Origin of the sequence: Halorussus gelatinilyticus (assembly GCF_023238445.1) — an archaeon.
Lineage (GTDB): Archaea > Halobacteriota > Halobacteria > Halobacteriales > Haladaptataceae > Halorussus > Halorussus gelatinilyticus.
The window spans coordinates 242353-257167 of the sequence record NZ_CP096658.1 but is presented as its reverse complement, the minus strand read 5'-3'; the positions used below and the strand labels follow the sequence as shown (position 1 = coordinate 257167).

Genomic DNA, 14815 nt, shown 5'->3' with positions numbered 1-14815 from the left:
CGTAGTTGATAGCCTACCCGGCCGGCGTGACGAACTCCCCCTACTCCTCACCACCACCAACTCCTTACCTCTCTTACTCTTTTCTCTCCAATTTTCTCCCTTTCTACTCTCTTTCCCACTCCTCACCTCTGTCCGTTTCTCCCCACCCCTCCCCGCCCGCTTACATCCGCGAGGTGGGTGTCTGTCTCTCCATCCGTCTCGACTCTGCGGTCTCGAACATCGTACTCCGTAGAACATCCGCGAGGGTACTCCAAAGGTGACGACTCGCTCGAAGAGGCGGCAACCGACGCTGGCTCCGTGTTCGGCACCGAGTTACATCCGCGACGATACCCCCTCCATTTATATGTTGAAGTACGAATGCAGTGGCAACTGATGGCTACCGACGACGACGGCGAGAGGGACCCCCTGTTTCGCTACGACGAGCCGATATTCGCGGACGAGGATCTGTTGCGCATCTCTCACCTCCCCGGCCCGAACCGCATCGTAGGGCGCGACGAGCACATGCAGAAAGTCGCCGAGGCACTCAATCCCGCGATTTTCGGGCAGGAGCCGACCCACCTCTTCATCTTCGGTAAGACGGGGACCGGCAAGTCGCTCATCTCCCGGAGCGTCTCCAAGCGCGTCGAGAACGAGGCCGAACACGAGGGCGTGAACGTCCGCACCGCTTTCATCGACTGCGGCGAACAGACCACCGAGGCGTCGGTCATCAAGACCATCGGGCGCGAACTCAACGACCCGAACGAGACCGGCATCAAGGTTCCCCAGCGGGGTCTCGGCACCGGCGACTACTACGACCGACTCTGGCAGATAATCGACACCTGTAGCGACGTGGTCATCGTCATCCTCGACGAAATCGACATGCTGGAGGACGACGAAGTCCTCCGGAAACTCTCTCGCGCGGGCGAGAACCGCCGTGTCACCGACTCGACTATCGGCATCATCGGCATCTCGAACAAGATCGACTTCCCGGACGAACTCAACGAGCGCGTCAAGTCGAGTTTCGCCCACGACGAGTTGGTCTTCCCGCCCTACGACGCCCACCAACTCGTGGACATCCTCCAGAATCGCGCCGACGCGTTCCGCGACGGCGTCCTCTCGGACGACGCGGTTCCGCTCACCGCCGCACTCGCCGCCCAGGAACACGGCGACGCGCGGAAGGCCATCGACATCCTGCGAAACGCGGGCCGAATCGCCACCAAGCAGGAGGACGAAGTGGTCACCGAGGAACACGTCTACGCCGCCAAGGAGAAGACCGAGGCCGACCGCTTCGCCGAACTCATCGAGGGCGCGCCGACGCAGGCGAAGGCCATCCTGCTCGCGCTGACTCTCCTGACCGAGAACAAGCCCCGCGACCAGTTCCCGACCCAGCAGATCTACCGGCAGTACCAGACCATCGCGTCGGACCTCGACATGGACCCGCTCTCCGAGCGCCGCGTCCAAGAGATTCTCCAGGAACAGGACTTCCTGAACGTCATCAACTCCGAGACGAAGGGCCGGGGTCGCGGCCGAGGCGTCCACACCAAACACCGACTGCTCGAAGAGCCGGAAATCGTCAAGAAGGTCCTCAACCGGGACTCCCGAATCGCGGACCTCGGCATCTGAGGCGTCTCACGGCTCGCCGGATCCGGCACTACGCTGCGAATCGCTTCGTCGAAACGAGAATATTAGGGCTATATTATGCCAACTAAGGTATTTTAGATATACCTGCACAGAACTTATACGCCAGAACGTCGGCGTACTATCCATGTCAACGACACCGACGTGGAACGACCCGAACGACTGCCCCTTCTGCGGCAGTGAACTCCGGAACCCCGGCGCGGGCTTCATCGACCACATCCACGATAACCCCGACTGCGAGGACGGCTTCGAGACGTGGCGGAGCAACGTCAACGACGATATCTGCGCCGGCTGGTCCGGATAGCGGCAGGAAAGGCCTTCTCAATGCTTTTCGCCGACAGCTGACGTGCGATGGTTCTCGCTTGGCAGCATGAAATAATAGGGCTCCTAATACAGACTAAACGAAATAACCAATATTATAGGAAGGCTTTTACCCTCGTCTCGGCTACCGTCGCTCACGATGAGATGCCCAGAGTGCAGCGGTGAAATCGTAGACGCACACGGTTACGAGTCCTGTTCGGCGTGCGGGCACGTCCTGCCCTACGGTGCCGACTGAGAACGCGAGTCGCACCCGCCGAACTCCCGAGTAGTATCGCCCGCTGACCACCCTCCGCTTTCTTCGTCGCGGTCCGAACGAGTTTACCGGCAATCGCCGTCTGACCATCCGACCGCCGACCCCACCGCCGACCGAAGGGATTTTTCTACCGGCGGGCGCTACCCAACTTCGTGAACGTTCGGGGAGAAGTCGCGGAAGTCGGAGAGGTCCGTACGGTCAGCACGCAGTACGGCGAGCGCGACCTCGCGGAGGTGACGGTTCGCGAGGACGACGGCCACGGCGGGGCCGCGGGGAAGGCGGACCACAAGACGGTCACGCTGTGGGGCAAGTGGACCGAGAGCGCCGACCTCCTCGACGTCGGCATGGAATTGCTCGTCACCAACGTCGAGGAGGACGAGTACCGCGGCGAGACGACCTACTCGACGGGCAAGGACTCCTACGTCGTCGTGGAACCCTCGTTCCTCGTGGACGTGACCGACGTCCGGTCGTGGGTCCAGTGCCCACGGATGTACTACCTCAATAAACTCTCGGGCATCCCGCTGGCGTACCCGGTCGTCAAGGGGACCATCGTCCACGAGGTGTTCGGCGACCTGCTCCGGGGCAGGGACTTGGACGAGTCCATCGACGAGCGCGTCGCGGAGGCCGGGCTCGAACTCGGCTTGCTCGGCCGCGAGCGCGACGAGGTGGCCGAGGAGGTCCGCCAGAACGCCGCCGCGATAGAGGGGTGGCTCGCGCAGGGTGCCCTGACGGAAGACACCGATGAGCAAAGCTCATCGAGCGATGCGACGTGGTCGCATAATGACGACTGGCGGAGCGAGCAGACGCTCATCAGCGAGCGGTTCGGCATCAAGGGTCGGGCCGACGCGCTCCGCAGGGGGATGCCGGTCGAACTGAAGACCGGCAAGAACCTCAAGCGCGACCCCCGGTTTCAAGACAAGATTCAGGCGGCCTGCTACGCCCTACTCCTCCAGGAGAAGGGCGTGCCCGCCGACACCGGCACGCTGCTGTACACCAAGAACTCCGCGCTCGACCGGACCGAGGAAGACGGCGACCTCTCGCCGGCCAAGGAGTTCACCATCGGCGACGGTCTCCTCGATTTCGTCGTCCGCACGCGCAACGAAATCGCGGCGATGGAGTACGAAGCGGTCAACTCCGACGCGTCGGACCGGGAGAACCCCGGCGTCCCGACCGGCTACGAGGCCGACGCGACCTGCGAGTACTGCTTCGAGCAGGACACCTGCATGGTGGTCTCGGGCCGACTCGACCAGGAGTCGAAGGCCGGCCAAATCGGGACCGCGATTCCCGAGGAGGAGCGCGACTACTTCGACCGCATCTACCGACTAATCGAGGAGGAGCGCCGGGCGACCCACGCCGAGTACGCGAAACTCTGGGAGCAGACCGCCGCCGAGCGCGCCGACGACGACCGCGCGCTCATCGACCTCGACCCGACGGACCGGCGTCAACTCGACGGCGGCCGATGGGAGATGCGCGCCGAGCGCGCGGGGGCCGCGGTGTCGAAAATCCGGGAGGGCGACGTGGTGCTGGCCAGCGACGGCGACCCGGTGAACGGTCACGCCGAGCTGGCCAGAGTCGAACGGTTGGGCGACGAAATCGTCGTCACGGCCGACGAACCGGTCGAGTTGCGGCGACTCGACGTCTACCCCTCCGAACTCTCGGCCGACCGAATGCTGACCGCTCTGCACGATTTCCTGCTGAAGGGCGACGAGCGACGGAAGGACGTGCTGTTCGACCGGGCGAACCCCGAGTTCGCGGACGCCCACAAGACGTACATCGACAACAACGAAGCGCAGAACGACGCGGTGAACCTCGCGGTGAACGCCGAGGACTTCGCGCTGGTCCACGGGCCGCCCGGCACGGGCAAGACCTACACCATCGCGAGGACGATTCGCGCGATGGTCGAGCAGGGCGAGGCGACGGACTCGCCTCGAACCGGAGGCGGTGAAACCGCCGGAGGGGGCGAGCGCGTCCTCCTCTCCGCCTTCACGAACCGCGCGGTGGACAACGCGCTCGAAGCCCTCCGCGAACAGGGCTTCGAGGACATCGTGCGCGTCGGCACCGAGAGCGGCGTCCGCGAGGACATGCAGGACCTGCGACTGGAGCAGGCGGGCGACCCCGGCGAGCGCGTCGCGAAACTGCGCGACGCGAGCGTCGTCGCGGCCACGACCGCGACCTGCGGCTCTCGAATCATGCGCGAACAGTCGTTCGACGCGGCGCTGGTGGACGAGGCGTCCCAACTCACCGAACCCAACACGCTCGCGGCGGTGAACCTCGCCGACCGGTTCGTGCTGGTCGGCGACCACCAGCAGTTGCCGCCCGTCGTCCGAACCGAAAACGACCTCTCGACCTCGCTGTTCGAGCGCCTCATCGAACAGTCGCCCGAGGCGGGCGTGATGCTCGACCGCCAGTACCGGATGAGCCAGCGGATTCAGGCGTTCTCCTCCCGCGAGTTCTACGACGGCGAGTTGCGCCCTGCGACGGGCGAGGTGGCCGCCCAGCGCCTCGCGGACCTGCCGCACGTCGCCGAGACGGAGGTGTCCGCAGAACTGCGCGGGCGCGGGGGCGTCTCGTTCCTGGACCCGGACGGCCGTACCGAGGGCAACACCAACCCAATCGAGGCCGAGCGCGTGGCCGAGGTCGTCGGCGAGTTCGTCGCGGCGGGGCTCGAACCGGCCGAAATCGGCGTCATCGCGCCGTTCCGCGCGCAGGTTGCAGAAATCGGTCGCCGGGTCCCCGACGCGGTGACGGTGGACACGGTGGACCGGTTTCAGGGCTCGAGCAAAGAGGTCGTCGTCGTCTCGTTCGTCGCCACGCAGGACCTCGACAGCCCCATCTTCGAGGACTACCGCCGGGTGAACGTGGCGTTATCGCGCGCCAAGAAGTCGCTCGTGCTGGTCGGCGACGAGGAGGCCCTGCGAACTGACGACCTCTACTCGCGGATGGTCGAGTGGGCGCGGTGAGTCGGTCGCCGGTCGAGACGAGACGTTCGCCCCCGACCTGTCAACAATTCAATTCTGAGCGCGCGTGATGAAACTTTCCTCCAGAGAGCCGTTTCCGGTACGTTTAAGACTTCGACGGGTGGCGATACTGATATGAGTGGACGACCGCTCGACGTACTGGAAGCCTCCCTGCAAGAGGAGGTTACGGTGCGATTGAAAGGCGGCGAGGAGTACGAGGGCATCCTGACCGGGTACGACCAACACATGAATCTAGTGCTGGAAGACACCGAGGAGGAAGACACAACCATTATACGCGGCGATAACCTCGTTTCGATTAACCCATGACTGGTGCAGGTACCCCGAGCCAAGGGAAGAAGAACACCACGACCCACACGAAGTGCCGTCGGTGTGGCGAGAAGTCGTATCACACGAAAAAGAAGGAGTGTTCGAGTTGCGGCTTCGGTAAGTCGAAGAAGCGCCGCGACTACGAGTGGCAGAGCAAGTCCGGCGAGTAATCGCACTCGAACGCTTCTTTCTCTCTGCGGTCTCTCTACATCGAGTAGCCGCTGGTACGTCCGTTCGAGTTTTGGTTTTCGATTGCTCGTGAACAGTCGTCGCCGAACGCCTCGCAGGAACAGCGACGGCCGTAACGAAGCCGTTTCAGAAAGCCCCCGCCCGCTCGCGGTCGCTCAGCTACATCTCCTCCGCTCACTGCGTTCACTCCGGAGAGAGGTCGCTGAGACGACTGAACTGTACGCGACCGGGCGGCCCCTTTCGGTCCACCCAGACGGTTCGGTTGGCCGGTCGAGCGTTCGTTGGCGGAGCCGTCACCGAGCGCAGCTGCGGTGGCCTGCGTCACTGAGTGCGCCCGACGCCATCGTCGGGCGGCGTCGAGGCCGGAATCGGAGGTTTCAGTGCTGTAACTGGAAGTGTGCGAGAACGTGCATACATTCGAGTCGTCGGTCGGGATTTTCGGCACGATAGCGAGGGTTTTTACTACGGTGGCGCAGTAGCTTCGCCCATGCCAAACGGCCGGGACGCGGCCCGCAACGCTTCGACCGAGAACGCCCAGACGGGCGAGTCAGCGCCCTCCGAAGCGGGTGCGAGTCGCCCGGACCTGTCGGGTCCGACCGAGAAGTGCGGCGTCGTCGGGGTCTCGCTCGCCGAGCGGGACGCCGCGCGCCCCCTCTACTACTCGCTGTACGCGCTCCAACACCGCGGACAGGAGTCGGCGGGCATCGTCACCCACGACGGGTTCCAACAGCACGACCACGTCGAGATGGGACTCGTCGGCGACGCCTTCGACCAGGACGACATCGAGGCCCTGCGCGGGAGCGCGGGCATCGGCCACGTCCGGTACCCCACCGCGGGGAGCGTGGACAAGTCCTGCGCGCAACCGTTCACGGTCTCGTTCCGGAGCGGTGCCTTGGGACTGAGCCACAACGGCAACCTCGTCAACGCCGAGGACGTGCGCGACGAGTTGGCCGCCGAGGGCCACGCGTTCACCTCCGACGGCGACACCGAGGTCATCGCCCACGACCTCGCGCGCAACCTGCTGGAGGCCGACCTCGTGCGCGCCGTCAAGCGCACGATGGGCCGCATCCACGGCTCGTACTCGCTGACCATCATGCACGACGACACCGTGCTGGGGGTCCGGGACCCCGAGGGCAACCGCCCGCTCTGCATCGGCGAGTTGGACGACGGCTACGTCCTCGCCAGCGAGTCGGCGGCCATCGATACCCTCGACGGCGAACTCGTCCGCGACGTGCGGCCGGGGGAACTCGTCGTCCTCCAACCGAACGGCGAGGGCTTCGACTCCTACCAACTGTTCGAGCGCGAGAACACGGCACACTGCTTCTTCGAACACGTCTACTTCGCGCGCCCCGACAGCGTCATCGACGACCACCTCGTCTACGAGGTCCGCCGCGAGTTGGGCCGCAAGCTCTGGGAGGAGAGCGGCATCGACACCGACGTCGTGATGCCCGTGCCCGACTCGGGGCGCGCGTTCGCCTCCGGGTACGCCGAGGCCGCCCAAGAGGACGACGAACACGAGGACGGTGCCGGCGTCGAGTTCGCCGAGGGCCTGATGAAGAACCGCTACGTCGGCCGGACGTTCATCATGCCGACACAGGACGAACGCGAGCGCGCGGTCCGCCTCAAACTCAACCCCATCAAGTCCACCGTCGAGGGCAAGACCGTCACCATCATCGACGACTCCATAGTCCGCGGGACCACCTCGACCCAACTCGTCGCCCTGCTCAAGGACTGCGGCGCGGAGGAGGTCCACATGCGCGTCGGTGCCCCGCCCATCGTCGCGCCCTGCTACATGGGCATCGACATGGCGACCCGCGAGGAACTCATCGCCGCGGACAAGTCCGTCGAGGAGATTCGAGAGGCGATCGAGGCAGACAGCCTCGCGTACCTCTCGACGGAGGCGGTCGCCGACGCGCTCGACACCAGCGGGGCGGACCTCTGCATGGGCTGTGTCACCGGCGAGTACCCCTACGACATCGAGGGCGAGGAGACCGACCGCGACGTCTCCCGGCCCGAGGTCGGCACGCCCGCGCAAGCCGACGACTGAACCCGCTCGTTCTCCCCTCGATCGCGTCCGACCGGCCAGTTCAGGTGTCCCAATTGTCCACGGGGAACTCCTCGAACGTCTCGTCGTTGTCGTCCGAGAGGACGTACTGTTTCCACTCTCTGGTGTCCGGGTCGCCGTAGTCACCGATGGCGGGATGGCGCGGCACGTTGTCGTACTCATCCAGTCGCTCCCGGATGACCGCACGCGCTTGCTGACCGGCCTCCGTGTCGCTGCCGAGGCCGTCGAACACCCATCTCGGCTGGACGGTGAGTTCCAGTCCGTGGGGCGCGTGACGACTGTGTCGCCGGTCGTAGGCCGGTGCCCGAGCGACGACGAACATCGGCTCGCCCGCGTAACAGAACTCCCACTCGGGGTCGTCGGGGTCGGCCGGCACGTCGTCCGGCCACGGCTCCGGGTCGTTCCGGCGGAGCGCGGCGAGGAGGTCCCAGACGCGTTCGCGGTAGTCGGCGACCGAGAGGTCTCCGTCCGGCGACTCGAAGAAGGCAGCGAGTGCGGTGATATCGGCGATACCCCGCGCGCCGTCGAGGTATCGGGCGAGACCGTCGGCCACGACCGATTTCCCGGTCTCGGTGGTCGCGGAGGGTGCGAACAGGTAACGCAAATCGCCGTCACGGTGGGCGTCGACCGCGAAGTAGCACGGGAACGGGGCCTCCTCGTCGGTCATAGTCCGGTGGAACGCCCGGTAGCGTTCGGCCTTCCACGCCGCGAGGTCGTTCTCGCGGATGGCGGACTCGATTCGCGTTCGAGTGGTAGGACCCTTCATTCTGGCTCTACCTTGGATTTCGCGCAGTTAAGCGCGGTGGCCTCGGTGATATACGGTGACACGATGCAGGTAATTCGTCTGGAGGGAGGGCGGGGACCGTCACGGACGGTCGTCGTGGACGGAGGCGAGCGAGACCTCGGTCCCGTCGGACACGGCCACGTCGATGGGCGTCAGCGTCGTCCCGCTGGCGACGCCCTTCGCCGAGCAGGCCGACACCGCGACGACGGCGTCGCGCTCTGCCCGGAACGTCACCGCGTCGCCGGCCGACGCCGGACTCTCGCGCACGTCGAAGTGGACTTGGTCGGTGACCGTCGAGCGCTGGAACACGTTCATTGTGTTCGGGACGGCGGTGTCCAGTCCGTATGCGTCGAGCGCGAGCGCGAGGTTCTCCCGACAGCCGCCGGGTTCGTTCTGGTACCCCTCGTCGGTCGGCCGGTCGGTGAGCATCCACTCGGTGCAGGGGCCGAACATGATGTCGTGGACGCCACAGTCGTCGTCGGTTATCGTCAGTAGTTCGCGGCCAGCAGTAGTGTAGAGGGCGTCGCCGGTCGAGATGCGGAGGCGACCGTTGAGGTCTCGCGTGTACGACTGGGCGAACGCTTCGGCGGGGTTCCCGCGGACGAACGCGACCAAGTCGGCGACCTGTCTCGGCTCCGGGGTGACGACCGAGAACGACGCGTCGGCCTCGACAGCGAACGCGCCGGCGCTCTTCGCCGGGATGCGATGGGTCTCCACGGGGCGGCTGACGGTCGCCTGAGGGAAAAGCCGCTCGGCAGTCTCGATGCCCGGCCAGAGTGCCTAAGCTTCCGAGTCACGGAGTCACCCCGTGAGAGTCAAAGAGTTCTCGAACGTGCCGACGCCGAGCGACTCCCCGCGACCGGGCGATTCGGCGACGCCGACCGACTCCGCGCAACCGTCCTCCGCACGACCGACCGTCGAGGTGTCCGTCCGTCAGACCGGCGACCTCTCGAAGCGGGCGAAGGGCCACCCCGAGGAGCAGGTCGCGAAGTACGTCGAGCGGGCGTTCGAGCGACTCGGCGTCCCGTATCGCGTGACGTGGGACCTCCCGCCGGTCCAAGATATCGCGCCGTCGAGACCCGACCGGGAGAACAAGCGCCGCCAGCTCGACCAGTGGTCGGAGCGACTCGCCGACGAGCGCACTCCGCACGTCCGGAAGGACTCGAACCTCCTGCTCACCGACCGCGCGGGCGGTGGCATCTCGAAACTCGGGAAACGGGCGGCCGTCGCGCCCGCCGGGACGCTCACCGAGGACGCCGACATGGCCGAGTGGGTGGCTCCCGACGACCCGCGTCACTGCGTCTACGGCACCCTCCACGAACTCGGGCACAACCTCCACGCGGGCGGTCACGAGCGCAGTTGGGGCCGCACGTGGGTCGACGAGGGGACGAAGTCGTGGAACCGGACGCCGATGGGACACGGCGGCGGTGGGGTCAATCTCTGCGGCGAACGGAACGACCCGCGCCCGGAGAGGTACCCCAAGCGCGACCACCTCTACTTCGCCGACTGCGCCCGCGAGCACATCCAGATTCGGTGACGGGAGCCTCGAACCGCCGGAACTGCTCGCCCTCTCGGCCACAGTTGGTACCCGTCTCGAAGCCGACGATTCGCCCATGGTCGAAGAAGACCTCGGAGAGGCGACTATCGTGTACGAGGGACCGGACGGCGAGGCCGAATCCCAGACGGTCCAGAACGAACACGTCGCCTACTTTCAGGACCACTGGATACTCAAGACCGGCGAGGACGACCGCGGGCGCGACCTCGTGCGCCGCATCCCCGCCTCGCGGGTCTACCACGTCGAGCGGACCGTCGAACAGTTCGAGGAGGAGGTCAGCACGCTCCGCGACCAAGTCGAGTCGGTCGCCGACGACCTCCGGACGAGGCTCCTCGGCGGGAGCGGTGGCGGCGACGAGCGCAGTACCACGACCGAGTCCGCGAGTCGCTCCGAGAGCGTCAGCATCGACGTGACAGGCGGCGAACCCGACGACTCGGACGAGAGCGACGACCGGACCAGTGACGACGAACTGGGCGGCGACGACTCCCTCGGGACCGGCGACGCAGGCGAGAACGACGACTCGGACGAGGACGACCCGCTCGGACGTAACAGTTAATCTCCGCCGGACCGTCGGAGACGAGGATGGCTTACGGTCACGATCAGCGAGACCGGCCGGCGACAGGCGAGGGGACCACCGAGGGGAGCGTCGCGGAATCGGACGCCGCGCCGTCCGATTCCGCGGCGTCGGGCGACGAGGAGTCGGCCGACGGGACCCCGCCCGAACTCAGATGGGTGCAACTCCGCGAACCGAGGCACGCGCTCGAAATCGGACGGGACGGTCGCATCGTCGCCAGCGAGTACCACGAGAGTCGCGACACGTGGGAAGTCCTGTTGGAGACGTACGGCGACGAGTGAGGCGATTTCGGGGGCCGGGAAATCAGAACAGGTACAGCATGAGATAGACCATCACGCCGAGCGCGAACGAGGTCATCCACAGCGAGGCCGCGACGCGCCCGACCTTGGGGTGGTTCGTCGCCGACAGTTCCGAGACGGGCCGCGTTAGCCCGAGGAGCAGGACGTAGTACAGCAGCGGGATGCAGACCACCGCGAGCAGGATGTGAATCGCCAGCACCGGGTAGTAGACGAACCGCTCGACCACCGCGGGACCCGCGAACTCGGTCGGGCCGAGGAGCGCGACCCGGTAGAGGTACATGACCAGAAACGCCGCGAAGAGGACCACGCCCGCCAGCATCCCCGTCCGGTGACGCTCGACGTTCCCTCGGCGAATCGCCCGCCACGACGCGCCGACGACGCCGAACGCGACGACGCTGATGACGGCGTTGAGATGCGGGATGGCCGACAGCACGGCGTCGGGCGCACGGGGGAGTGCGCCCGCGGGCACGACGCGGAGCGCCGCCGCGAACACCAGCGCGAGCGAGACGACGGTCAGGACCCCGGTCACTGCGGGGACGTGCCGCTCGACGAGTCGTTGCATGTCCGGACGTTAGGAGCGGTCCGTCATACGCCTTGCCGTGTCCGCCGCCGCGTCGAAGCCCGGAAATCTCGAACACGGCGCGCCGTGCGGGTTCCTGTCTTCCCCGCAGTCGAAACGAAAGGCATTTTATTCGCTTGGCTACTACGTCTGAGTGCAGAGAAAGACACCGCGAGCGTGGGTAGCCAAGCTAGGCCAACGGCGCAGCGTTGAGGGCGCTGTCCCGTAGGGGTCCGCCGGTTCAAATCCGGTCCCACGCATCGCATAGCGTGGCTCTGCCACGTACCGTGGCTCTGCCACGTACCGAGGCGGTGTAACCGCCGAGGACGATGCAGGTGGAGTCCCTTGGGACTGCACCCACGCACAATTCCTTCGGACGCTAACTCCCGAGCGAGAGCTACGCGCTGCCGTCCTTCCAAACAATCGACGTGACTCCCGACCTCCGGAGTCCTCACTTCGTCGGCGAGCGCGTCGGGCGGAATCTGACCGTCACCAGTCGGCCCGACCGGACGCCCCGGACCGCCACGATGCGGTACGCCCGCGTCGGCGAGACGCTGGCCTGCGGGCCGACGAGAAGCGTCGTCGGTTCACCTTCGATTTCCACCGCGAGCGCCCGGTACATCCTCGTCTCCTCGCGCTGGCGATTCGAACGCCGAACGAACCTCGCGCCTCGACCGGCGTAGTCGCGTGGCAGGAGTCCGGAAACGAGAGGGTCGCAGGCGGTGTCGTCGCGGTCGGAAAGCGCCTCACGCTCGGACGGAACGTCACGGTCGGTGGCGGAGCGGGCGGCGTGCCTTCGGTCGAAGTCGTTCACTACGCGGCGGTTCCACCGAGAGGCGAATAAACGGTGACGACGGTTCACGCTCGAGCCGAATCCCCGGCCACAAACGCGACCGATGAACGGTGTCGTCGCGGTCCGAACGGTTCACGCGTTTCGGAAAGCCCCGGTTACAGTCCTTCGAACTCCCGGATGTTCTCGCGCCACGACTCCGGAATCGGCCGCGAGGACTTGGTCTCCCTCTCGACGGCGACCTGCACCGTCTCGCCGGTGGCCGCGACCGCGCCGTCGGCGCGCACTTCGTACTCCATCGGGAGCGACGACTCGCCGATTTCGGGCACGCGCATGGCGACGGTCACGTCGTGGTCCATCTCGACCGGTCGCCGGAAGTCGAGTTCGAGGCTGGCGAGGACGGACTCGATGTCGCGCAACGGCACGTCCAGCACCTGTTCGAAGTACGCTATGCGGGCCTGTTCGAGGTAACTCGCGTAGACCCCGTTGTTCACGTGACCCATCGGGTCGAGGTCGCGGTAGCGAACGTCTACGTCGTGGGTAAACGAGTAGTCGCTCATCGTCTCGTGGTGGGGTCGGTCGGTAGTTCGGTCTGTCGATTCCGAACGTTCGCACGGTCACCCGTAGGTCGCCGCGAGATACGCGCCGACCTCTCCGACCAGTTCCGGGTCGTAGGTCCAGAAGCCGCGGAACGTCCCCGGTTCGAACTCCTCGGCGAGGAGCGCGCAGGCCTGCCGGTCGGCGTCGCCGCCGTCGAAGACGACGAACCAGAACGCGCCGATTTCGCCCGGCGCTTCGGCGTGAACCGTCGCGCCCGGCACGTCCGGTTCCCAGTCGAGGCGACCGTAGATGTGGACGTCCAGCAGCGTCTCGGTAGCCAAGGTCGCGTACGCGTCGCGCTGGGCGGCCAACGCGCGGGCCGACTGGAATCCCGCCCGGAGCGTCCCGTGGCCGACCCGGTAAGCGCGGTCCTCGATTTCCCGGCTGGCCGCGAGCAGTTGCCGACGCTCGAACGCAACGAAGGTGGTCTCGGCGAGCAGGTCCATCGCCGCGCGAACCGCCTCGTTCGCACCCGGTTCGAGGTCGGCCGCGCTCGGCGAGACGAGGTGGCGGACCGCGGCGACGCCCGCGCTCCCGACGAACTCGCCGTCCACGCTCAGGACGACGAACCCGTCGGTGCCGTCGTCGGGAATCGGTTCGTACTCGACGGTCACGTTTCGACTCTCGAAGTACGTCTCGACGGACTCGCAGGGCCGGGGTGCGAACATCGTGACGGTCCGGCGCGACGAGGCGACCCCGTCGAGGAAGTCACGGAGCGTCATCGGTCCGAGAGTCGTTCCAGTCGGAGTCGTCGGTCGCCCGCGGGCCGACCCCGCGTCGTCGCTGGTCGAGCGAGCGCGCCAGTACGGTGTCGAGCAGTTCCGGCACGTCGGCGAGTTCGACCGTCCCCGTCTCGCGGTCGTACCGGACGAACCCCTCGCGTTCGAGTCGCGGCAAGTGCGTGTGGTGGAGCGCGATTCGGACGCGCTCGCGGTCGTCGGGCGTCACCACCGCGGTCGGGTCCCCGAGCGTACTCGTCCACCCCGCGACGACCGTCGCCAGCGTCTCGACGTCGGTCTTCCCTCGGTTGCGGAGGTAGTAAAGCGCGTAGCGGCGGCGGTCGCTCGAAATTGCACCGAACACCGTATCGACCAGCGCCGAGGCCGCGGCCTCGTCGGACTCCGCCGCGCCGTCCGGGTCCTCGGCGGCCGGCGAGTTCTCGACGTCCGGCGAATCCCCGGCGTCCGGCGAGTCTTCGGCGTCGTTCGGGTCGTCGGTCGAGTCGTCCGCCATTGTCCTGTTTATTGTTACCACACCGAAAAGAGTGTTTGGGCCTGCCGGTCCGCCGACCGGTCGTTCCGACCGGCAAGCGGGGTATTCAAATGCTTCGTGTCCCTACTGGATTCCATATGGCTAAATATTCGACCGGCGGGTCGTCCGGCAGTGGTGGCGGCGGCTCGTGCGAACTCTGTGGCACGTCGAGCGACTCGCTGACCGAGGCCAACGTGGCCGGTGCGCTGTTGCAGGTCTGCTCGGACTGTGCCTCCTCGCACAACGACAACCAGCAGACCGACTCCGGCGGCGACGACGAGCGCGAGCGCAAGCGCAAGGCCGCCCAGAACACCGCGAAGGCCAGCGGCGTCTACGACGGCGACTCGCGCCACTGGGAGGAGGAGGGCACCAACTACGACGACGACCCGCTCCCGTATCTGGTCTCGAATTACGGCGAGACGGTCGAACAGGCCAGACGGGACGAGGGACTCCAGCGCGGCGAACTCGCCGACGAACTGGACGTGGCCGAGAACGACCTGCTGGCGGTCGAGCAGGGCCGGGCGAATCAGGCCAACGTCGGCGGCGCGCTCATCGAGGCGCTGGAGGAGCGCCTCGACGTGCAGTTGGCCGAAGAGTAGCGCGTCTCGGGGGCGAAGGGAGGACTCGGACAAGCGCGGACTCGGGGCAGTTCTCGGGACCGCTGCTGCCGTCGC

17 protein-coding genes and 1 tRNA gene are annotated in these 14815 nt (G+C 66.4%); 11 read left to right on the top strand and 7 right to left on the bottom strand.

The window, feature by feature from the left end; all coding sequences use genetic code 11:
* Window positions 1-372: 372 nt before the first annotated feature.
* From M0R88_RS01310 to purF, 6 genes are all read left to right on the top strand, one after another.
* Entirely contained in the window at window positions 373-1602 is a 1230-nt protein-coding gene (locus tag M0R88_RS01310) for a Cdc6/Cdc18 family protein (RefSeq protein ID WP_248655164.1), read from the top strand.
* A gap of 142 nt (window positions 1603-1744) precedes the next feature.
* Window positions 1745-1921, top strand: a complete 177-nt coding sequence (locus M0R88_RS01305) for a DUF7501 family protein (protein ID WP_248655163.1) — start codon at window positions 1745-1747, stop codon at window positions 1919-1921.
* Between the two features lie 422 nt (window positions 1922-2343).
* Entirely contained in the window at window positions 2344-5151 is a 2808-nt protein-coding gene (locus M0R88_RS01300) for an AAA domain-containing protein (protein WP_248655162.1), read from the top strand.
* 132 nt (window positions 5152-5283) lie between these two features.
* A complete protein-coding gene (locus tag M0R88_RS01295) occupies window positions 5284-5475 on the top strand; it encodes an LSM domain-containing protein (protein WP_248655161.1) in 192 nt (63 codons plus the stop codon).
* Entirely contained in the window at window positions 5472-5645 is a 174-nt protein-coding gene (locus M0R88_RS01290; RefSeq protein WP_135852914.1) for a 50S ribosomal protein L37e, read from the top strand. The genes M0R88_RS01295 and M0R88_RS01290 overlap by 4 nt, the downstream gene beginning before the upstream one ends.
* Before the next feature lie 506 nt (window positions 5646-6151).
* Window positions 6152-7711 carry an amidophosphoribosyltransferase gene (gene purF, locus M0R88_RS01285; protein WP_248655160.1) on the top strand — a complete coding sequence of 520 codons (1560 nt, stop codon included), beginning with the start codon at window positions 6152-6154 and terminating at the stop codon, window positions 7709-7711.
* A 40-nt stretch (window positions 7712-7751) separates the two neighbouring features.
* On the opposite strand, the gene M0R88_RS01280 is transcribed toward purF, so the two are convergent.
* Complete coding sequence (locus M0R88_RS01280) at window positions 7752-8495, bottom strand: YqcI/YcgG family protein (RefSeq protein ID WP_248655159.1); 744 nt, start codon at window positions 8493-8495, stop codon at window positions 7752-7754.
* Between the two features lie 99 nt (window positions 8496-8594).
* Window positions 8595-9230 carry a DUF1989 domain-containing protein gene (locus tag M0R88_RS01275; RefSeq protein ID WP_248655158.1) on the bottom strand — a complete coding sequence of 212 codons (636 nt, stop codon included), beginning with the start codon at window positions 9228-9230 and terminating at the stop codon, window positions 8595-8597.
* 91 nt (window positions 9231-9321) lie between these two features.
* Between M0R88_RS01275 and M0R88_RS01270 the strand changes: the two genes are divergently transcribed.
* The 3 genes from M0R88_RS01270 to M0R88_RS01260 all read left to right on the top strand — a co-directional run bounded on the left by M0R88_RS01270 (window position 9322) and on the right by M0R88_RS01260 (window position 10923).
* A complete protein-coding gene (locus M0R88_RS01270; RefSeq protein WP_248655157.1) occupies window positions 9322-10050 on the top strand; it encodes a hypothetical protein in 729 nt (242 codons plus the stop codon).
* A 76-nt stretch (window positions 10051-10126) separates the two neighbouring features.
* On the top strand, window positions 10127-10624 hold the full coding sequence (locus tag M0R88_RS01265; protein ID WP_248655156.1) for a hypothetical protein: 498 nt from the start codon (window positions 10127-10129) through the stop codon (window positions 10622-10624).
* A gap of 26 nt (window positions 10625-10650) precedes the next feature.
* A complete protein-coding gene (locus M0R88_RS01260) occupies window positions 10651-10923 on the top strand; it encodes a hypothetical protein (protein ID WP_248655155.1) in 273 nt (90 codons plus the stop codon).
* Window positions 10924-10945: 22 nt separating this feature from the next.
* Here the strand turns inward: M0R88_RS01260 and M0R88_RS01255 are convergent, their stop codons facing one another.
* Window positions 10946-11503 carry a DUF420 domain-containing protein gene (locus M0R88_RS01255; RefSeq protein ID WP_248655154.1) on the bottom strand — a complete coding sequence of 186 codons (558 nt, stop codon included), beginning with the start codon at window positions 11501-11503 and terminating at the stop codon, window positions 10946-10948.
* A 172-nt stretch (window positions 11504-11675) separates the two neighbouring features.
* Here M0R88_RS01255 and M0R88_RS01250 point away from each other — a divergent pair.
* Window positions 11676-11760, top strand: a tRNA-Leu gene (locus M0R88_RS01250).
* Window positions 11761-11951: 191 nt separating this feature from the next.
* Here M0R88_RS01250 and M0R88_RS01245 read toward each other — a convergent pair.
* The 4 genes from M0R88_RS01245 to M0R88_RS01230 form a co-directional block, all read right to left on the bottom strand.
* On the bottom strand, window positions 11952-12314 hold the full coding sequence (locus tag M0R88_RS01245; protein ID WP_248655153.1) for a hypothetical protein: 363 nt from the start codon (window positions 12312-12314) through the stop codon (window positions 11952-11954).
* Between the two features lie 134 nt (window positions 12315-12448).
* Window positions 12449-12850, bottom strand: coding sequence for an acyl-CoA thioesterase (locus M0R88_RS01240; RefSeq protein ID WP_248655152.1), 402 nt, complete (start codon window positions 12848-12850; stop codon window positions 12449-12451).
* 57 nt (window positions 12851-12907) lie between these two features.
* Window positions 12908-13612: a DICT sensory domain-containing protein gene (locus M0R88_RS01235; RefSeq protein WP_248655151.1), complete on the bottom strand. Its 705-nt coding sequence runs from the start codon at window positions 13610-13612 to the stop codon at window positions 12908-12910.
* Complete coding sequence (locus M0R88_RS01230; protein ID WP_248655150.1) at window positions 13599-14123, bottom strand: DUF7344 domain-containing protein; 525 nt, start codon at window positions 14121-14123, stop codon at window positions 13599-13601. Before M0R88_RS01230 ends, M0R88_RS01235 begins: the two co-directional genes overlap by 14 nt.
* A gap of 116 nt (window positions 14124-14239) precedes the next feature.
* Here M0R88_RS01230 and M0R88_RS01225 point away from each other — a divergent pair, with 116 nt between their 5' ends.
* Window positions 14240-14740 carry a helix-turn-helix domain-containing protein gene (locus M0R88_RS01225; RefSeq protein ID WP_248655149.1) on the top strand — a complete coding sequence of 167 codons (501 nt, stop codon included), beginning with the start codon at window positions 14240-14242 and terminating at the stop codon, window positions 14738-14740.
* Window positions 14741-14815 lie beyond the last annotated feature (75 nt).